The organism is Micromonospora halophytica (assembly GCF_900090245.1).
Taxonomy (GTDB): Bacteria; Actinomycetota; Actinomycetes; order Mycobacteriales; family Micromonosporaceae; genus Micromonospora; species Micromonospora halophytica.
In genome coordinates this window covers 403880-422879 of sequence record NZ_FMDN01000001.1, presented here as the reverse complement: position 1 = coordinate 422879, position 19000 = coordinate 403880, and the positions used below count along the sequence as shown (strand labels likewise).

The following is a 19000-nucleotide window of genomic DNA, read 5'->3' as shown; positions in this document are numbered from 1 at the left end:
ATCCTTGGCTCCGCCGCCGCGCGCGAGTGCGGTGGTACGCCCTGGCGGGTTGCCCGAGCGGCCAATGGGAGCGGACTGTAAATCCGTCGCGAAAGCTACAGAGGTTCGAATCCTCTACCCGCCACCAGGTGCACAAAGAGGCCCCTGACCAGCGAGAACGCCGGTCAGTGGCCTCTTTCGTGAGTCTCGCTCAGTCCCGCTCTTGCCCGCTCAATCTCGCTGGTTGTGTCACATGCGGTCACCGAGATCGACGGGGAACCCAGAGCGGGCAAGCGGTCTCTAGGCTGCAAGCCATGATGTTCAATACTCCCGATCAATTGGTGGCGGCCCTCGTCAGTTGGGCAATCGGACTTGCGGTCCTCTATTGGGTGATCCGGTTGGCCGTGCGTCACGCCATCGCGGATGCGGACAGCCGCAGGGCCAAGACTCGTCATTGAGCGGGCGGTGCTGGGCCAGCCGGCGAGGTGGTAAGGCCGAGCGCGGCCTCCACCCGGCGGCGAGCGGCTTCCTCCTGGCCGTAGACGCACTTCGCGTAGACCCGCATGAGGACGTGGACGCTGTGCCCGGCCCACTCGGCTACCTGGGTCGCCGGCACCCCGGCGTTGAGTCAGACCTGAGTTGTAGCGATCTGGCGATCTTGTGATCGTGGGTGCCGCTGACCTGGGCGTTTGCCGGCGGATTGGCGCTGGTGTGGTCACTAACGCGGCTTGCCTGCGTGGGTAGCCTCGACAGGGTGGCGTTTCGTGCGGCGGGTGAAGACCGCCTCGGGAGCGACTGCGGTCCAGATTGTGCACAAGCGAGGCCGGCGGGTGTTGAGTATCGAGCACATCGGTTCGGCTCACACCGACGACGAGTTGGCGCTGCTGCTGCAGGTCGCCGAGGAACGCCGTCATGTTGGGCAGCTGGCCCTGGATCTGGATGACGCCGGGGCAAACGCGGTCGGTACGTCCGCGGTGGTCGAGGGCCGCCGTCGTGGCCGCCTACCACGACCTCTACCAAGTCGAGCGGTCCTTCCGGATGACCAAGTCCGACCTGGCCGCACGACCGGTCTTCCACCGCCTCGACGACAGCATCCAGGCCCACCTGACCGTCGTGTTCGCAGCCCTGGCCGTCTCCCGCGAAGCCCAAGCACGCTCCGGGCTGAGCATCAACAAGATCCTCAAGACCCTACGACCCCTCCGCTCAGCCACCATCACCATCGGCGCCCAGCAAGTGACCGCCCAGCCGCGTATCCCCGCCGAGACCCGGCCCCTCCTGAACGACCTCGGCTGGAGTGGTCACCAAACCGCTACAACTCAGGTCAGAGCGACACGGCGGCGTGCCGTAGGTCGTACGGTCGCCGGGCCAGCGGGGAATGCTGTTGAGCCGGGGTGAGCACCTTTGCCCGCGCGTCGCGCCACGCCTTCCCGTAGGTGTTGTTCGGGATCGGCTGGCCGGCGGTGGGGACGTACCGCCCGCCGGCGCCGCGTCGGGTCACGAACAGCTTGTCGTTCGATCCCGGCGGGTACTCCTTGATGTGATGGTTGAGCAGCCGCACGAGCGGCGGCGCTACGGGTACGTCCCGGGTCGCTGCCTTTGGCCGGTGCTTGAGCCCTCGGTCCTCGGCGGTGTCGTCTCCGTCGCCCCAGTCCCGACCTACGGCCACCGTCGAGCCGGTCAGGTGCAGCACGCCCCACCCCCCACGCTGGGCGGGCCGTTCGTATTCGTCTTCCCTCAGGTGAAGCACCTCCTCGGGCCCGCAGCACGGCGTAGCACATGCCTCCGAACGACGCGCTCGGATGAATCGACTGATACTGGGAACCGTGGATCACGATGAGGCTCGGGAACTGGCTACCGCTGAGTTCGCCAGACGGATGGGCGTCGCCAAGCCTCGGGGCGGGTTCCCGGTCGAGGACTGGGAGATCTCCGAGCCGTACGAAGCGCAGATACGGGGACTCCGGGGCAGCAGGCGTTACCTCATTGTCGACTTCGTTCCTCAGCGCGAGACCAGGGCCCGGGGGCACTTCAAGCTCAGCGTGGCTGTTGATCCGGAGACTGGCGAGGTCGACATGCTCAGGTGACGGGTGAGCAACCGCGGCAGCGGGCGGATGGTGGGCGGTCCCGTTTCCGGTGGCGCCTTGAAGGAGTAAGGCCCCAGGTCACGGCCACGGAGCCGATCAGTAACGCGGACGCCCTGTGGATCCGTCGCGAAAGCTGCAGAGGTTCGGATCCTCTACCCGCCACCAGGTGCACAGAACGGCCACTGACCAGCAGAGATGCTGATCGGGGGCCGTTCTGCGTGAACCCGTCCCGGTCAGCCGCCGACGTAGGCCGCGAGGTGCTCGCCGGTGAGGGTGGAGTGGGCGGCGACAAGATCGGCGGGGGTGCCCTCGAAGACGATCCGGCCGCCGTCGTGGCCCGCGCCGGGGCCGAGGTCGATGATCCAGTCGGCGTGCGCCATGACGGCCTGGTGGTGCTCGACGACGATCACCGACTTGCCGGAGTCGATGAGCCGGTCGAGCAGGCCGAGCAGTTGCTCGACGTCGGCGAGGTGCAGTCCGGCGGTCGGTTCGTCGAGGACGTAGACGCCGCCCGTCTCGGCCATGTGGGTGGCCAGCTTGAGCCGCTGCCGTTCGCCGCCGGACAGCGTCGTGAGCGGCTGGCCGAGGCTCAGGTAGCCGAGTCCGACGTCGGCGAGCCGGTCGAGGATGGTGTGCGCGGCCGGGATACGCGCCTCGCCGGTGCCGAAGAACTCCTCGGCCTCGCTCACCGACATCGCGAGCACCTCGCTGATGTCGCGGCCGCCGAGGTGGTACTCCAGCACCGAGGCCTGGTACCGCTTGCCCTCGCACTCCTCGCAGGTGGTGGCGACGCCGGCCATCATCGCCAGGTCGGTGTAGATGACACCGGCGCCGTTGCAGGCGGGGCAGGCGCCCTCGGAGTTGGCGCTGAACAGCGCCGGCTTCACGCCGTTGGCCTTCGCGAACGCCTTGCGGATCGGGTCGAGCAGTCCGGTGTACGTCGCCGGGTTGCTCCGTCGCGAGCCGCGGATCGGGCTCTGGTCGACCGACACCACGCCCGCGCCGGCGGGGATCGACCCGTGCACGAGCGAACTCTTGCCCGAGCCGGCGACGCCGGTGACGACGACGAACACTCCGAGCGGGATGTCGACGTCGACGTCGCGCAGGTTGTGCCGCGTCGCGCCGCGGATCTCCAGGGTGCCGGTGGGCTTGCGTACCGTCTGCTTGAGGGCGGCCCGGTAGTCGAGATGGCGGCCGGTGAGGGTGCCGCTGGCCCGGAGTCCCTCGACGGAGCCCTCGAAGCAGACGGCGCCGCCCGCCGTGCCGGCGCCGGGGCCAAGGTCGACGACGTGGTCGGCGATCGCGATCGTCTCCGGCTTGTGTTCCACGACGAGCACCGTGTTGCCCTTGTCGCGCAGCCGCAGCAGCAGTTTGTTCATCCGCTGGATGTCGTGGGGGTGCAGGCCGATGGTCGGCTCGTCGAAGACGTACGTGGTGTCGGTGAGCGACGAGCCGAGATGGCGGATCATCTTGGTGCGCTGCGCCTCGCCGCCCGACAGGGTGCCCGCGGGCCGGTCGAGCGAGAGGTAGCCCAGCCCGATCTCCACGAACGAGTCGAGGGTCTGCTGGAGCTTGGCGAGCAGCGGCGCCACCGACGGCTCGTCGAGGCCACGAACCCACCCGGCGAGGTCGCTGATCTGCATCGCGCAGGCGTCGGCGATGCTGATCCCCTTGATCTTCGAGGAGCGGGCCGCCTCGCTGAGCCGGGTGCCGCCGCACTCGGGGCAGGTGGCGAAGGTGACCGCCCGTTCGACGAACGCCCGGATGTGCGGCTGCATCGCCTCCTTCTCCTTGGCCAGGAAGGACTTCTGGATCTTCGGTATCAGCCCCTCGTAGGTGAGGTTGACGCCGTCGATCTTCACCTTGACCGGTTCCTTGTAGAGGAAGTCGTGGAGCTCCTTCCTGGTGTACTTGCGGATCGGCTTGTTCGGGTCGACGAAGCCCGACTCGGCGTAGACGCGCACCGTCCAGAAGCTGTCCGACTTCCAGCCGGGGATGGTGAACGCGCCCTCGGCCAGCGACTTGGAGTCGTCGTAGAGCTGGGTGAGGTCGATGTCGGAGACCGAGCCACGGCCTTCGCAGCGCGGACACATGCCGCCGGTGATGCTGAAGCTGCGCCGCTCCTTCACGGTCTTCCCGGAGCGCTCCAGGGTGACCGCACCCGCACCACTTATCGAGGCCACGTTGAAGGAGAACGCCTGGGGTGAGCCGATGTGCGGCTTGCCGAGCCGGCTGAACAGGATGCGCAGCATCGCGTTGGCGTCGGTGGCGGTGCCGACCGTGGAGCGGGGATCGGCGCCCATCCGCTGCTGGTCGACGATGATCGCGGTCGTCAGCCCGTCGAGTACGTCGACCTCGGGCCGCGCCAGCGTCGGCATGAAGCCCTGCACGAAGGCGCTGTAGGTCTCGTTGATCAGTCGCTGCGACTCCGCGGCGATGGTGCCGAACACCAGCGAGCTCTTGCCCGAGCCGGAGACTCCGGTGAACACCGTCAGCCGGCGCTTCGGGATCTCGATGCTGACGTCCTTGAGGTTGTTCTCGCGCGCGCCGTGCACGCGGATCAGATCGTGGCTGTCGGCGACGTGCGGCGTGGGCGACTGCGTGTCCGTCCTCGTGGCCATGCTCATCGTGTCTCCATCTGTTGCCCGGGCCCGTCTTCGCGGTTTCCTGCCCGGCACCGTCCGTGCAGGTCGTGACTGTGATCGGGGACGGTTCAGCGCAGTTGCTGGATGCGGATCAGGTTGCCGGCGGGGTCGCGGAAGGCGCAGTCGCGCACGCCGTACGGCTGCTCGATCGGTTCCTGGACGACTTCGGCGTCGCTGGCCTGGATCCTGTCGAAGGTGTCGTCGAGGTCGGGGGTGGCCAGCATGATCCAGCCGTAGGTGCCCTTGGCCATCATCTCGGCGATGGTGCGGCGTTCGTCGTCGGTGATGCCGGGGTCGGTGGCCGGGGGCGCCAGGAGGATGGAGGTGTCGGGTTGGTCGGCGGGGCCGACGGTGATCCAGCGCATGGTGCCGGCGCCGACGTCGTTGCGGACCTCGAAGCCGAGGGTGTCGCGGTAGAAGGCCAGGGAGGCGTCCGGGTCGGTGTGGGGCAGCACGCTGGTGTGGATGGTGAGGTTCATGGCAGTCAGGCTAGGTGTGGCCGCGTGGGCTGTGCTTCTTGATTCCTGATCGGTCTGGTCACCTGTTTGGCCAGGCACGGCGGCATTCCCGCCGTCGCCCGTGCCGCCTGACGCCGGTAGGTGCTGGGCGGCACCCCGACCAGTTCGGTGAAGCGGGTGCTGAAGGTGCCCAGCGACCCGTAGCCGACCGCGAAGCAGACCTCGGTGACGCTGAGGTCGCCACGGCGCAGCAGCGCCATCGCGCGCTCGACGCGGCGCGTCATCAGGTAGCTGTACGGCGACTCCCCGTAGGCGAGCCGGAACTGGCGGCTGAGGTGCCCGGCCGACATGTGCGCACCGTGGGCGAGCGCCTCGACGTCCAGCGGCTGCGCGTACTCCCGGTCGATCCGGTCGCGTACGCGGCGCAGCCGCGCGAGGTCACGCAGGTGCTGCGCCGGGCCGGGTGTGCTGGTCACCTGTGAGATCGTGCCACGCCGCGCGGTGTCGAGCCGGGAGGTCGTCACGACGCGCGCGACGTGTGCCCCGGTGCCGGTGGACGGCCGACGCGGGCCGGAGGCGCCGTGCCGGGCCGCGTCGGTCGGCCTGCGAACCCTCCCGGACGCGATGAGCGCCGGCCCTTCGCTGTCGGGAACAGGCCTTCCGGCCCTTTGACCCAGGGTGGCGACAGGAAGGTATGGTGGTCGATGTGTCGGTCGGTGCCGGTCAGGTGGCGCTCCGCGCGTCCCGCCACACTCAGGGGGCGATACGTACGGCTACGCTCGTTAGGGCCCGTTTGCGACCTTGGTCGTTTCTGCGGGACGAGGGACCGTGCCGTCATGCTCTGACCTGGCCAGACGGCCCATCGTCGACAACCGGACGGCTCTCCCCGTCGCGCAGGTGGACCGACCTCGCCCGTCACGGCTTCTCACTTCCGACACAGCTATGGCACCATCGTGGAACCTCCATCGTCTTCCCCCTGCCGACAGGAGCGCACTGATGTCTGGTCGTAGGCCTGGCCGGCTGCTCGGCATGACCCTTGCGTCGCTCGCGCTGGCCGCGCTCGTCGCCGGACTCGTACCCGTGTCCGGCGATGCCCTCGGCGACTACGAGTGGGCGGCACCCGTCGACTACGAGTGGGCGGCGCCGATTTCGCAGGTCGTCCTCCGCTGACAGCTCGTCGCCGCGGAGCCCGCGGCGGCCGGCGGTTCCGAGCCGATCTGACGCGACCCTCTTGAGGAGCGGGATGGCACGGAGTCGAACCTCAGCACGCAGGCCGACCGATGCGGCCTGGCTGATCACCGGTCCGATGGCCCTGCTCTCGGTCGTCTGCTGCACGGTCCTGGGGGCGCTCGACCCGCCCGGCCCGGACGATCTGATCCCCGGCGCGGTCGTCCTCGTCGCGATGGTGGTGGCGGGCACCCAGGTCCTCCAGTTCATCGTGCGGCGTCAGGCGCTGGCCGTCACCCTGACCGAGATCCCGCTCGTCCTGGCCTTCTTCTACCTCAAACCGGTGACGGTCATCGTCATCGCGGCGCTCGCCACCGGGATCGGTCAGCTGCGCCGTCGGTTGACCGCGACGAAGGCCTGGTTCAACGTCGCCAAGGCGGGCGCGACCGCCTCACTGGCGAGCCTCGTCCTGTTGGCCATGCCTCCCATCGAGGGGGTCGGGCCGACGACCTGGGGCGTGCTCTTCGTCGTGGTGAGCACCTTCGCCCTGGCGGCCCTCGCCGCGGTCAGCGGGGTCATCTGCCTCATCCAGGGTTGGCAGGCCGGGTGGGACATGCTCCGCAGGGCGGCGCCGACGCTGCTGACCGCCGCGGTCAACGTCGCCATCGGTCTCGTCGTGCTCATGGTGCTGGACAGCAACGCGTGGGCGAGCCTGCTGCTCGCCGCGGTGGCGGTGGCCGTGGCCTTCGTGTACCGGTCGTACTCCCGCTTCTTCCGGCAGCACCGCACGCTCAGCGACATGTACGAGCTCACCCGGGCGATGACGCAGAGCGGCCAGGACGGCACCCTCGTCGACGCGCTCCTCGGTCGGGTCCGTGGCCTGATGCAGGCGGAGTACGCCACCCTCTGGCTTCCCTCGCAGGGACGGCATCCCGAGGTGCTGCTCACCGCCCGCGTCGACGACCCCGGCCTGCTCGACTTCGCGCCCGCCCCGATGGCGGTGCGGGACCGGGTGCTCCGTACGGGTGAGACGGTCGCCGCGGGCCGGCAGCTCGGCACCGAGGTGGACCAGCGGACCGTCACCGAGGACAGCCGGGTCAAGGAGCTGATCGTCGTACCGCTCCGCTCCGGTCAGGCCGTCATCGGCACCCTGGAGGTCGTCAACCGGCTCGGCGACACGTACCACTTCACCTCCGCCGACATCCCGGTGTTCGAGACGGTCGCCGCGCACGCCGCCGTCGCCCTGGAGAACTCCCGGCTGGTCGACCGGCTGCGCCACGACGCGTACCACGACGCCGTGACGAAGCTGCCGAACCGGCGGCGGATCACCAGCGCCCTGGACGAGGCGGTGCGTATCCGGGCGCCCGGCGAGGTGGTCGCGGTGCTGTTGTTCGACGTGGACCGGCTGCGCCAGGTCAACGAGTCGCTCGGGCACGCCGCCGGTGACAAGGTCCTCGTCGAGGTCGCCGACCGGCTGCGCGCCTGCGCCCCGTCCAGTGCCCTGGTCGGCCGGGCCGGTGGTGACGAGTTCCTGGTCACGCTCCGCCTGGAGAGCGCGGAGGCGGCCCTGGACCTCGCCGCACAGCTGCGCGACCAGATCCGCGACGAGATGGTCTTCGACGCGCTCACCCTGGACGTCGACACGGCCGTCGGGGTGGCCGTCCATCCGGAGCACGGCAGTGACGCCGCGACGCTGCTGCAACGGGTCGACCTGGCGGCGACGGCGGCCAAGTCGGTGCCCGGCAGCGTCCAGCTGTTCAGCCCGGCGCTGGAGTCCCGGTCGCTGCGCCGACTCGGGCTCGCCGGGGATCTGCGCCGCGCGCTGGACGAGGGTGAGCTGGCGGTCTACTTCCAGCCGAAGGTGACTCTGCGGGACCGCCTCCTGGTCGGCGTCGAGTGCCTGGCGCGATGGGAGCACCCGGCGCACGGCACGGTCGCCCCGGAGGACTTCGTCGCGGTGGCGGAGCACACCGGCCAGCTCGGGCGGCTGACCGAGTTCGTGCTCCGCGAGGGGTTGCGCCGCAGCCGGGACTGGGGGCACGGCGACCAGGCGCTCGCCGTCGCGGTCAACATCTCCGCCCGTACGCTCACCGACCAGCACTTCCCGGCGCACGTGCGGGACCTGCTCGACGAGTACGGTGTGCCGCCGCAGCGGTTGACGCTGGAGATCAAGGAGTCGGGGGTGCTGGACGGCACCGACCGGCCGATCCCGACCCTGCGTCGGCTGCGGGATCTCGGCGTCCGGCTCTCGGTGGACGACTTCGGCACCGGGGACTCGTCCCTGGCGCACCTGCGCCGGCTACCGGTGCACGAGGTCAAGGTCGACCGCTCCTTCGTGCAGGGCATGGCGACCGACCCGGGTGACCTGGCGATCGTCAACGCGGTGGTCACCCTCTCCCAGCAGTTCGGGCTTGCGGTGGTGGCCGAGGGGGTGGAGAGCGAGCTGACCCTGGAACTGCTGCAGGACATCGGTTGCGAGATCGGCCAGGGTTTCCTGTTCAGCCGCCCGCTGCCGTACGAGCGGCTGGAGGCATGGTTCGGCGCCCAGGTGGACCCGGAGACGATCGCCGCCGGCGAGCTGCCCCGCCTGCGGGTGGTCCCCTGAGCTGGGTGGACGTCCCGAGGGGGGATCCGATTTCGTCACCGGCTCGGGGCCGTGTAATGTATCCCCTGCGCGACGCCCTCCGGGGTGATCGGGTAGGCCCCCTTAGCTCAGTCGGCAGAGCGTCTCCATGGTAAGGAGAAGGTCTACGGTTCGATTCCGTAAGGGGGCTCAGAGGGTCCGGCTGGACCCGCCTGCGGCGGTGTAGCTCAGATGGCAGAGCAAGCGGCTCATAATCGCTGTGTCGCCGGTTCAAGTCCGGCCACCGCTACTCTCGTCCTCCGGGCTAGTTCCCGGCGGTCGGTGGGACGGGCGCCAAGGGCGCCCACTTTGCATGTCCGCGCATTGACCGCGTAGGCTGATGCGCCGTAGTTGTTACCCGTTAACGAGGAAGGCACTCCGCCGTGGCGAAGGCGACCGATGTCCGGCCGAAGATCACTTTGGCGTGTGTGGAGTGCAAGGAGCGCAACTACATCACGCGCAAGAACCGTCGTAACGACCCGGACCGCATCGAGCTGAAGAAGTTCTGCCCCCGGGACGGCAAGCACACGGTCCACCGCGAGACCCGCTGACCCACGGCCGGTAGTCCCCGGCCCGGTCCCGCAGCGACACCCCGAACGCCGATCCGCACGGATGGCGCGGCCTGAGCCGTGCGTCCCGTACGGGTCGGCGTTCGTGTCGTACGTGTAGTTTCGGCGGCATGTCCCTGGACCCGTCCTTCGTCGGCCGGACCTATCCGCCGACCGCCCCCTACCAGGTGGGCCGAGAAAAGATCCGCGAGTTCGCCACCGCCATCGGCGCGACCGATCCCGCGCACCACGACCCGGAGGCGGCCCGGTCGCTGGGCCATCCGGACGTGGTCGCCCCGCCGACCTTTCCCGTGGTGCTCACCATGGCCGCCACGCAGCAGATCGTCGACGACCCGGCGCTCGGCGTCGACTACAGCCGGGTGGTCCACGGCGACCAGCGCTTCGCGTACACCCGGCCGGTGGTGGCCGGGGACGAGCTGGTCTGCGTGAACACCATCGAGGAGATCACCAACCGGGGCGGGCACGGTTTCCTGACCACCCGCACCGACGTGACCGACGTCGCCGGCGAGCCGGTGGTCGCCGTCTGGTCCAAGATCGTCGTACGCGGGGAGGCTTGAGATGGAACTGCCCACCCAGACGTTCCGGGTCACCCGGGCGGACCTGGTCCGCTACGCGGGCGCCTCGGGTGACTTCAACCCGATCCACTGGAGCGACCGGACCGCCACCAGGGTCGGCCTGCCCGGGGTGATCGCCCACGGCATGTTCACCATGGCGCTCGTGGGCCGGGCGGTCACCGCCTGGGCCGGCGCGTCCGACGCGGTGGTCGACTTCGGCGTCCGGTTCACCCGTCCGGTCGTCGTCCCGGACGACGACGAGGGCACCGAGATCGAGGTGAACGCGGTGGTGAAGGAGGTCACCGAAGCGGGCCTGACCAGGCTCGACGTGACCGCCACCTGCCGCGGGGAGAAGGTCCTCTCGCAGGCCCGGGCGACGGTGCGCACCTCGCGCTGAGGGGTCTTCCGGACGTGATGGGCGGGACCGGTTGGGAAAGTCGGGGCACTACCCGTACACTGGTCCGCCGTGGGGCAAGTGACCCCTGCGCGGTCGTGTAGGCCGAGCGGGGCGAGCGTTGCCGCACAGGGGTGTAGCTCAATTGGCAGAGCAGCGGTCTCCAAAACCGCAGGCTGCAGGTTCAAGTCCTGTCACCCCTGCGCCTCAGGCCTGACCGTTCCCGTGGGTCGCGCCGCCGAACGGCGGCGTCCGGCCCGTGGTGGTGGCATCGGCGGGGTGGCTCCGAGGCATCGGGGCCCCTTCGTCCGGTCCGCCGGCCGCGGCCCGTCGCGGGACGGCTGGTCCGGCCGGCGTGACCAGCGCCGCGTACGCCCATCGGCGTACGACCGACATCCCGCGACGGAGGGCGAAGTGGCCGAGAGCAAGCGGCGCGGCGAGGACGCCGGCGACGAGGGCCTGCGCGACGAGCGCGACGAGCTCGTCGACGACGTGGCTGCCGACGACGACGCCACCGGCGCGGACGAGCCGGTCTCCCGGGGCGGCACCGCCACCCGTGAGCGGGCGGCGGACAGCAAGCCGAAGACCCGCACCGAGAACGACAAGGTGGGGCTCTTCGCCCGCATCGCGCGTTTCTTCCGCGAGGTGGTCGCCGAGCTGCGTAAGGTCATCTGGCCGACCCGCAAGGAGCTGCTGACCTACACCGCCGTGGTGGTGACGTTCGTCGCGGTGGTGCTGACGATCGTGGGCCTTCTCGACTTCGCGTTCGCGAAGGGCGTGCTGTGGGTCTTCGGCAACCCCAGCTGACCGGCCGACTGAGCCGATAGTGACGGAAGTGAGCGAGCGTGCCTGAGTACGACGAGACCGCCGAGACCACGGACGAGCAGTCCACGGTGGCGACGGCGGCCAGTGACGAGTCGGTCGAGGCCGCCAGCGAGCCGGAATTCCCGACCACCGAGCCCGCGCCGGAGGAGGACTACGACCCGGTCGCCGAGTTGCGCCAGAAGCTGCGCTACGCCCCGGGCGACTGGTACGTGGTGCACTCGTACGCCGGCTACGAGAACAAGGTCAAGACCAACCTCGAGACCCGGATCACGTCCCTCGACATGGAGGACTACATCTACCAGGTCGAGGTGCCGACCCGGGAAGAGGTCGAGGTCAAGAACGGCAAGCGGTCGCAGATCCAGGCCAAGGTCTTCCCCGGCTACATCCTGGTCCGGATGGAGCTGACCGCCGAGTCGTACTCCTGCGTGCGTAACACGCCGGGCGTCACCGGCTTCGTCGGCGCGACGGACCGGGTCGACCGCCCGGCGCCGCTCAGCCTCGACGAGGTGCTCAAGTGGCTGGCCCCGGCGGTGGAGACCGAGCAGAAGAAGGCCAAGCCCGAGGTCAAGGTCCTCGACTTCGAGGTCGGCGACTCGGTCACCGTCACGGACGGCGCGTTCGCCTCGCTGCCGGCGACGATCAGCGAGATCAACGCCGATCAGCAGAAGCTCAAGGTGCTGGTGTCGATCTTCGGCCGGGAGACCCCGGTCGAGCTGAACTTCAACCAGGTCGCCAAGATCTGACGTACCGGACGCCGGCGGTGGGCAGCAGCCCGTCGCCGGCGTCCGTGTTCCCGGCCCTTCCGTGACGGACCTCGGCGGACGGGTCGGCGGAAGGCTGCGCTACCCTAGAACGTCGCCGTTGTCGCACCGCGCTGACCGTGCGCGCCCGCGGCCGGTGAATATCCCAGTTCCAAGCCCCAGGAAGAGACATGCCTCCGAAGAAGAAGCTCGTCAAGACGTTCACGCTTCAGCTGCCGGCGGGCCAGGCCACGCCGGCGCCGCCGGTCGGCCCCGCGCTCGGCCAGCACGGCGTGAACATCATGGAGTTCTGCAAGTCCTACAACGCGCAGACCGAGTCCCAGCGGGGCGACATCGTCCCCGCCGAGATCAGCGTGTACGAGGACCGGTCCTTCACCTTCGTGCTGAAGACCCCGCCCGCCGCCCGGCTGCTGATCAAGGCCGCCGGCGTGCAGAAGGGCTCGGGCGTCCCGCACAAGGAGAAGGTGGGCTCCGTGACCCGCGCCCAGCTGCGTGAGATCGCCGAGAAGAAGATGGCCGACCTCAACGCCAACGACATCGACCAGGCTGAGAAGATCATCGCCGGCACCGCCCGGTCGATGGGCCTGACCGTCGCCGACTGACCTCGGTCACCGCTTCACCCGATCAGTTCGTGGGAGGGCGCGCGGACGCCGCGGCCCGCCATAGACCACAGGAGTAACCAGAAATGCAGCGCAGCAAGAGCTACCGCAAGGCCGCGGACGTCATCGACCGGTCGAAGCTCTACACCCCCGCCGAGGCCGTCAAGCTGGCCAAGGAGACCACCAACGTCAAGTTCGACGCCACGGTCGAGGTCGCGATGCGCCTCGGCGTCGACCCCCGCAAGGCGGACCAGATGGTCCGCGGCACGGTCAACCTGCCGCACGGCACCGGTAAGACCGCCCGCGTGATCGTGTTCGCCGCCGGTGCGAAGGCCGAGGAGGCCGCTGCCGCCGGTGCGGACGAGGTGGGCACGGACGAGCTCGTCGCCCGGATCCAGGGTGGCTGGCTGGACTTCGACGCCGCGATCGCCACCCCGGACCAGATGGCCAAGATCGGCCGGATCGCGCGGATCCTGGGCCCGCGCGGCCTGATGCCGAACCCGAAGACGGGCACGGTGACCATGGACGTCACCAAGGCCGTCTCGGACATCAAGGGCGGCAAGATCACCTTCCGGGTGGACAAGCACTCCAACCTGCACCTGATCATCGGCAAGGCCTCGTTCTCCGAGGCCCAGCTGATCGACAACTACGCCGCCGTCCTCGACGAGGTGCTGCGGGCCAAGCCGTCCGCGGCCAAGGGCAAGTACCTCAAGAAGGTCACCCTGACCACCACCATGGGCCCGGGCGTCCCGGTCGACCCGAACGTGGTGAAGAACCTGCAGGAAGCCGGCGCCGAGGGCTGAGCACGATCCCGAGGTGAGGGGTCCCGCCACACCGTGGCGGGGCCCCTTTCCGTTGTGGCCGGCTCGGCGCGGTTCGGCTGCTGTCGGCGTGGGCGCTGGTGCGGGCCGTGGTGGCGTCGCCCGGTCGCGCCTGGCACCGGGCCGCCCCTGACGGTCACCACGGCCCGACCGGTGTGGGGTTCCGGGAGCCGGTCGCGCGGGGCGTGACCGGGCGCACGCGGGGACGATTTGGTGCTCACGGTCGCGTGGCGTAACCTTGTGGCGAAGTTCCACCCAGAGACCGCTGGTCACCGTGCCCCGGCACGGTCGAAGGTCCCGCGACGACGGGCGACCCGCGCAGGGCGGCAAGCGAAACTCGGCTCTTCCCGTGGTCCGCGGACTGCGGTGATCGTGCCGGCCCTCGCCCCGTGCGCCCTGCGCCGGGGCTTTTTCGTTGTCGTGATGCCTACGCCGCCGTCCCGGGCCGACCGGGTCCGACGACGGCGACCAGCTCCGAGTAACGAGAGAGGAGGGACATGGCGGACAAGCCGATCCGGGCCGACAAGGCCACGGCCGTCGCTGAGCTGACCGAGAGCTTCCGCAACGCGGGCGCTGCGGTGCTCACCGAGTACCGTGGTCTGACGGTTTCCCAGCTCACCCAGCTGCGGCGCTCGCTCGGCAAGGAGACCACCTACACCGTCGCCAAGAACACGCTGGCGAAGCGTGCTGCGGCCGACGCGGGTATCTCCGGCCTCGACGAGCTGTTCTCCGGTCCTACCGCGCTGACTTTCGTTTCGGGCGACGTCGTCGAGGCGGCGAAGGGGCTTCGCGACTTCGCGAAGGCCAACCCGAAGCTCGTCATCAAGGGCGGTGTCTTCGAGGGCAAGGCCATCACCGCGGCCGAGGTCACGAAGCTCGCCGACCTGGAGTCCCGTGAGGTGCTGCTGGCCAAGCTGGCCGGCGCGATGAAGGGCAACCTGAGCAAGGCCGCGGCCCTGTTCCAGGCTCCGCTCTCCAAGACCGCCCGTCTGGCGGCCGCCCTGCAGGACAAGCGCGAGAAGGAGGGCGCCGAGGCGGCCTGAGGCCACCCGGCGTACCCACGTTCTTAGTTTTCACTTTTAGAAAGGACGCCAGACATGGCGAAGCTCAGCACCGACGAGCTGCTCGACGCGTTCAAGGAGATGACGCTGATCGAGCTCTCCGAGTTCGTGAAGCAGTTCGAGGAGACCTTCGAGGTCACCGCCGCGGCTCCGGCCGCGATGATGATGGCGGGCCCGGCCGCCGGCGGTGGCGCCGCCGAGGCCGAGCCGGAGAAGGACGAGTTCGACGTCGTCCTCGAGAGCGACGGTGGCAAGAAGATCCAGGTCATCAAGGTCGTGCGTGAGCTGACCGGCCTGGGCCTGAAGGAGGCCAAGGACGTCGTCGAGGGCGCGCCGAAGGCCATCCTGGAGAAGGTCAACAAGGAGACCGCCGAGAAGGCGAAGACCAAGCTCGAGGGCGAGGGCGCCAAGGTCACCCTCAAGTGACCTGAGGTCGGCCTCTGGTCGACCTCGGCGCGCGTCCGGCTCACGTGAGCCGGGGCACACCGCGTCGCAGCGGGCGGTGATCCGGGAACGGATCACCGCCCGCTGTGGTTGGTGGGTTCGGTGGCAGCGGCGTGAGCAGGGCTTCAAGTGCCGGGCGTACGGCCCCGCGCAGGCGTCCGACGGTAGTCCGTTGGTGGGAAAGCGACGGTGACCCCGGTCGGCCCTTGACGCGGCACGGGACTCCCAGGCACGCTGACACCAGCAAGACCTTCCGCGCTTGCGACGGCCACCTCTTGGGTAATGGCAGCGGCGGCACCATCGACGCGGCACCTGAGCGGCCCGGCAGGAACGACGCGTTCCGAGCGGCCCGGAGCCCCTGGATCCAGGGGGCCCGAGGCGCGTTCCGCGACGACCTGCGGGATGGGCTGGACAGCGGTTAGCCTCTCGGCTACACTGCTAGTTTGCGCTGCCTTCCGAATTGACCCCTGCTCGGAAATGTCCGTTTGTGGATATTTCTGGTGGGGTCATTGGAGTGCACGCGTACCAGCCGTTCTGCAGCACCGGTCCTCGGAAGGACGCATCTTGGCAGCTTCCCGCCCTGCGAAGACCAGTCGTACGTCGAGCGCTTTCGCGCCCCGCCGAGTTTCTTTCGGCAGGATCACCGAACACCTCGAGGTCCCCAACCTCCTCGCCATCCAGAACGAGTCCTTCGACTGGCTCGTCGGCAACGAGGCTTGGCAGGGCCGGTCGGCGGACGACCCGCACGCACGCTCGGGTCTCGCGGAGATCCTCGACGAGATCAGTCCCATTGAGGACTTCTCCGGCACCATGTCGCTCTCCTTCTCCGCTCCGCGCTTCGACGAGGTCAAGGCCTCGATCGAGGAGTGCAAGGAGAAGGACCTGACCTACTGCGCGCCGCTGTTCGTGACCGCGGAGTTCACCAACAACGCCACTGGCGAGATCAAGAGCCAGACGGTGTTCATGGGTGACTTCCCGATGATGACGCCGAAGGGCACCTTCGTCATCAACGGCACCGAGCGCGTCGTCACCAGCCAGCTCGTCCGCTCGTCGGGCGTGTACTTCGACAAGCAGCCGGACAAGACCTCCGACCGCGACCTCACCAGCGTCAAGGTCATCCCGAGCCGGGGTGCCTGGCTCGAGTTCGACATCGACAAGCGCGAGACGGTCGGCGTCCGCATCGACCGTAAGCGCCGGCAGGCCGTCACCGTGCTGCTCAAGGCCATCGGTTGGTCGGCCGAGCGGATCCGCGAGCGGTTCGGCTGGTCCGAGCTGATGATGACCACGCTCGAGAAGGACCACGTCGCCGGCCAGGACGAGGCCCTGCTCGACATCTACCGCAAGCTCCGCCCCGGCGAGCCGCCGACCCGGGAGAACGCCCAGACCCTGCTCGACAACCTCTTCTTCAACCCGAAGCGGTACGACGTCGCCAAGGTCGGTCGGTACAAGTTCAACAAGAAGCTCGGGCTGGACGTGCCGATCACCACCGGCACGCTCACCGAGGACGACATCGTCTCCACGGTCGAGTACCTCTGCCGGCTGCATGCCGGTGAGGACGGCTACGAGGCCGACGACATCGACCACTTCGGCAACCGTCGCATCCGCACCGTGGGTGAACTCATCCAGAACCAGGTCCGGGTCGGCCTGTCGCGGATGGAGCGGGTCGTCCGGGAGCGGATGACCACGCAGGACGTCGAGGCGATCACGCCGCAGACCCTGATCAACATCCGGCCGGTGGTGGCGGCGATCAAGGAGTTCTTCGGCACGTCGCAGCTGTCCCAGTTCATGGACCAGACCAATCCGCTGGCGGGGCTCACCCACCGGCGGCGGCTGAACGCGCTCGGCCCGGGTGGTCTGTCCCGGGAGCGGGCCGGCTTCGAGGTCCGGGACGTGCACCCGTCCCACTACGGCCGGATGTGCCCGATCGAGACACCGGAAGGCCCGAACATCGGCCTGATCGGTAACCTGTCGACGTTCGCCCGGGTCAACCCGTTCGGCTTCATCGAGACGCCGTACCGCAAGGTCGTCGACGGCCGGGTCACCGACCAGGTCGACTACCTGACCGCCGACGACGAGGACCGGTACGTCAAGGCGCAGGCCAACGCGCCGCTGAAGGCGGACGGCTCGTTCGCCGAGGAGCGGGTCCTGTGCCGCCGTAAGGGTGGTGAGACGGAGGACGTGCCGCCGGCCGCCGTCGACTACATGGACATCTCGCCGCGTCAGATGGTCTCCGTCGGCACCGCGATGATCCCGTTCCTCGAGCACGACGACGCCAACCGGGCGCTCATGGGCGCCAACATGCAGCGCCAGGCGGTGCCGCTGGTCAAGGCCGAGGCTCCGCTGGTCGGTACGGGCATGGAGTACCGCGCGGCCGTGGACGCCGGCGACGTGGTGGTCGCCGAGGCCGGCGGTGTGATCGAGGATCTCTGCGCCGACTACGTCACCATCCACCAGGACGACGGCCACCGCCGGACGTACCTGCTGCACAAGTTCCGTCGCTCCAACTCCGGCTCCTGCGTCAACCAGAAGCCGGTCGTCTTCGAGGGTGACCGCGTCGAGGCCGGTCAGGTCATCGCCGACGGTCCCTGCACCGACGAGGGCGAGATGGCGCTCGGACGCAACCTGCTCGTGGCGTTCATGTGCTGGGAGGGTCACAACTACGAGGACGCGATCATCCTGTCGCAGCGCCTCGTGCAGCAGGACGTGCTCACCTCGATCCACATCGAGGAGCACGAGGTCGACGCCCGGGACACCAAGCTCGGCCCGGAGGAGATCACCCGGGACATCCCGAACGTCAGCGAGGAGATGCTCGCCGACCTCGACGAGCGCGGCATCATCCGGATCGGCGCCGAGGTCGTCCCCGGCGACATCCTGGTCGGCAAGGTCACTCCGAAGGGTGAGACCGAGCTGACGCCGGAGGAGCGGCTGCTGCGCGCGATCTTCGGTGAGAAGGCGCGTGAGGTCCGGGACACCTCGCTGAAGGTGCCGCACGGAGAGACCGGCACGGTCATCGGTGTGCGTACCTTCTCCCGCGAGGACGGCGACGAGCTGCCCCCGGGCGTGAACGAGCTGGTCCGGGTCTACGTCGCCCAGAAGCGCAAGATCCAGGACGGCGACAAGCTCGCCGGCCGGCACGGTAACAAGGGCGTCATCTCCAAGATCCTGCCGATCGAGGACATGCCGTTCATGGAGGACGGGACCCCCGTCGACATCGTGCTGAATCCGCTGGGTGTGCCGTCCCGGATGAACATCGGCCAGGTCCTGGAGACCCACCTCGGGTGGGTGGCCAAGACCGGTTGGAGCGTCCAGGGCGACGACGCCGAGTGGAAGCGCCAGCTCCGCTCGATCGAGGCGCACGAGTCCGAGCCGGACACCAACGTGGCCACCCCGGTCTTCGACGGTGCCCGCGAGGAGGAGATCTCCGGTCTGCTCGCGTCGACCCTGCCCAACCGGGACGGCAAGCAGCTGATCGGTTCCTCCGGTAAGGCGCAGCTGTTCGACGGTCGTTCCGGCGAGCCGCTGCCGGACCCGATCGCGGTCGGCTACATCTACATCCTCAAGCTCAACCACCTGGTCGACGACAAGATCCACGCCCGGTCGACCGGCCCGTACTCGATGATCACGCAGCAGCCGCTGGGTGGTAAGGCGCAGTTCGGTGGCCAGCGCTTCGGTGAGATGGAGTGCTGGGCGATGCAGGCGTACGGTGCCGCCTACGCCCTGCAGGAGCTGCTGACGATCAAGTCCGACGACGTCCTGGGCCGGGTGAAGGTCTACGAGGCGATCGTCAAGGGCGAGAACATCCCCGAGCCGGGCATCCCCGAGTCGTTCAAGGTGCTGCTCAAGGAGCTGCAGTCGCTGTGCCTCAACGTCGAGGTGCTCTCCAGCGACGGTGTGGCCCTGGAGATGCGCGAGACCGACGACGAGGTCTTCCGGGCCGCGGAGGAGCTGGGCATCGACCTGTCCCGGCGCGAGCCGAGCTCGGTCGAAGAGGTCTGAGGTGAGCGGTCGGGGGCCGGTTC

18 protein-coding genes, 4 tRNA genes and 2 pseudogenes are annotated in these 19000 nt (G+C 69.1%); 19 read left to right on the top strand and 5 right to left on the bottom strand.

The genetic code is table 11. The features are described from left to right. The first annotated feature begins 43 nt into the window (after nucleotides 1-43). Both GA0070560_RS01980 and GA0070560_RS28555 read left to right on the top strand, forming a co-directional pair. A tRNA-Tyr gene (locus GA0070560_RS01980) sits at nucleotides 44-127 on the top strand. Nucleotides 128-293: 166 nt separating this feature from the next. Further along, entirely contained in the window at nucleotides 294-437 is a 144-nt protein-coding gene (locus GA0070560_RS28555; RefSeq protein ID WP_170839239.1) for a hypothetical protein, read from the top strand. Here GA0070560_RS28555 and GA0070560_RS29725 read toward each other — a convergent pair. Further along, nucleotides 431-607, bottom strand: a pseudogene (locus tag GA0070560_RS29725) (integrase); the annotation flags it as partial. The gene GA0070560_RS28555 and the pseudogene GA0070560_RS29725 sit on opposite strands and share 7 nt — an antisense overlap. 356 nt (nucleotides 608-963) lie before the next feature. Between GA0070560_RS29725 and GA0070560_RS30000 the strand changes: the two are divergent. Continuing rightward, nucleotides 964-1275: pseudogene (locus GA0070560_RS30000) on the top strand (IS1634 family transposase); the annotation flags it as partial. A gap of 25 nt (nucleotides 1276-1300) precedes the next feature. On the opposite strand, the gene GA0070560_RS29260 reads toward GA0070560_RS30000, so the two are convergent. Next, nucleotides 1301-1669: a hypothetical protein gene (locus GA0070560_RS29260; protein WP_245675309.1), complete on the bottom strand. Its 369-nt coding sequence runs from the start codon at nucleotides 1667-1669 to the stop codon at nucleotides 1301-1303. 133 nt (nucleotides 1670-1802) lie between these two features. Between GA0070560_RS29260 and GA0070560_RS01960 the strand changes: the two genes are divergently transcribed. Then, a complete protein-coding gene (locus tag GA0070560_RS01960) occupies nucleotides 1803-2060 on the top strand; it encodes a hypothetical protein (RefSeq protein ID WP_245675308.1) in 258 nt (85 codons plus the stop codon). 233 nt (nucleotides 2061-2293) lie between these two features. On the opposite strand, the gene GA0070560_RS01955 is transcribed toward GA0070560_RS01960, so the two are convergent. The 3 genes from GA0070560_RS01955 to GA0070560_RS01945 form a co-directional block, all read right to left on the bottom strand. Next, a complete protein-coding gene (locus tag GA0070560_RS01955; RefSeq protein ID WP_091290392.1) occupies nucleotides 2294-4687 on the bottom strand; it encodes an ATP-binding cassette domain-containing protein in 2394 nt (797 codons plus the stop codon). An 86-nt stretch (nucleotides 4688-4773) separates the two neighbouring features. Beyond that, nucleotides 4774-5184 carry a VOC family protein gene (locus GA0070560_RS01950; protein WP_091290390.1) on the bottom strand — a complete coding sequence of 137 codons (411 nt, stop codon included), beginning with the start codon at nucleotides 5182-5184 and terminating at the stop codon, nucleotides 4774-4776. A gap of 5 nt (nucleotides 5185-5189) precedes the next feature. Beyond that, a complete protein-coding gene (locus GA0070560_RS01945; RefSeq protein ID WP_091290880.1) occupies nucleotides 5190-5639 on the bottom strand; it encodes a helix-turn-helix domain-containing protein in 450 nt (149 codons plus the stop codon). Between the two features lie 520 nt (nucleotides 5640-6159). Between GA0070560_RS01945 and GA0070560_RS28550 the strand changes: the two genes are divergently transcribed. The 15 genes from GA0070560_RS28550 (at nucleotide 6160) to rpoB (ending at nucleotide 18977) form a co-directional block, all read left to right on the top strand. Next, a complete protein-coding gene (locus GA0070560_RS28550) occupies nucleotides 6160-6333 on the top strand; it encodes a hypothetical protein (RefSeq protein ID WP_170839238.1) in 174 nt (57 codons plus the stop codon). Between the two features lie 73 nt (nucleotides 6334-6406). Further along, entirely contained in the window at nucleotides 6407-8935 is a 2529-nt protein-coding gene (locus GA0070560_RS01940; protein ID WP_091290388.1) for a bifunctional diguanylate cyclase/phosphodiesterase, read from the top strand. Between the two features lie 96 nt (nucleotides 8936-9031). Beyond that, a tRNA-Thr gene (locus GA0070560_RS01935) sits at nucleotides 9032-9104 on the top strand. 26 nt (nucleotides 9105-9130) lie between these two features. Further along, a tRNA-Met gene (locus GA0070560_RS01930) sits at nucleotides 9131-9203 on the top strand. Between the two features lie 133 nt (nucleotides 9204-9336). After that, the gene (gene rpmG, locus GA0070560_RS01925) at nucleotides 9337-9504 is read left to right on the top strand and encodes a 50S ribosomal protein L33 (RefSeq protein WP_013288652.1); all 168 of its coding nucleotides are present in this window, start codon (nucleotides 9337-9339) and stop codon (nucleotides 9502-9504) included. Nucleotides 9505-9632: 128 nt separating this feature from the next. Next, complete coding sequence (locus GA0070560_RS01920) at nucleotides 9633-10079, top strand: MaoC family dehydratase N-terminal domain-containing protein (protein WP_091290387.1); 447 nt, start codon at nucleotides 9633-9635, stop codon at nucleotides 10077-10079. A gap of 1 nt (nucleotide 10080) precedes the next feature. Beyond that, the gene (locus tag GA0070560_RS01915) at nucleotides 10081-10473 is read left to right on the top strand and encodes a MaoC family dehydratase (RefSeq protein ID WP_091290384.1); all 393 of its coding nucleotides are present in this window, start codon (nucleotides 10081-10083) and stop codon (nucleotides 10471-10473) included. A gap of 127 nt (nucleotides 10474-10600) precedes the next feature. Then, a tRNA-Trp gene (locus tag GA0070560_RS01910) sits at nucleotides 10601-10673 on the top strand. A 211-nt stretch (nucleotides 10674-10884) separates the two neighbouring features. Beyond that, nucleotides 10885-11277 (top strand): preprotein translocase subunit SecE, encoded by a 393-nt coding sequence (gene secE, locus GA0070560_RS01905; RefSeq protein WP_091290382.1) that lies wholly within the window; start codon nucleotides 10885-10887, stop codon nucleotides 11275-11277. Nucleotides 11278-11315: 38 nt separating this feature from the next. Continuing rightward, nucleotides 11316-12038 (top strand): transcription termination/antitermination protein NusG, encoded by a 723-nt coding sequence (gene nusG / locus GA0070560_RS01900; protein WP_091290381.1) that lies wholly within the window; start codon nucleotides 11316-11318, stop codon nucleotides 12036-12038. A 188-nt stretch (nucleotides 12039-12226) separates the two neighbouring features. Further along, a complete protein-coding gene (gene rplK / locus GA0070560_RS01895; RefSeq protein ID WP_088976134.1) occupies nucleotides 12227-12658 on the top strand; it encodes a 50S ribosomal protein L11 in 432 nt (143 codons plus the stop codon). 83 nt (nucleotides 12659-12741) lie between these two features. Then, nucleotides 12742-13458, top strand: coding sequence for a 50S ribosomal protein L1 (gene rplA / locus GA0070560_RS01890; protein WP_091290379.1), 717 nt, complete (start codon nucleotides 12742-12744; stop codon nucleotides 13456-13458). 515 nt (nucleotides 13459-13973) lie between these two features. Further along, nucleotides 13974-14519, top strand: coding sequence for a 50S ribosomal protein L10 (gene rplJ / locus GA0070560_RS01885; protein ID WP_091290376.1), 546 nt, complete (start codon nucleotides 13974-13976; stop codon nucleotides 14517-14519). A 54-nt stretch (nucleotides 14520-14573) separates the two neighbouring features. Then, entirely contained in the window at nucleotides 14574-14963 is a 390-nt protein-coding gene (rplL, locus tag GA0070560_RS01880) for a 50S ribosomal protein L7/L12 (protein WP_091290375.1), read from the top strand. A 582-nt stretch (nucleotides 14964-15545) separates the two neighbouring features. After that, nucleotides 15546-18977 carry a DNA-directed RNA polymerase subunit beta gene (rpoB, locus tag GA0070560_RS01875; protein WP_091290373.1) on the top strand — a complete coding sequence of 1144 codons (3432 nt, stop codon included), beginning with the start codon at nucleotides 15546-15548 and terminating at the stop codon, nucleotides 18975-18977. The last annotated feature ends 23 nt before the right edge of the window (nucleotides 18978-19000 follow it).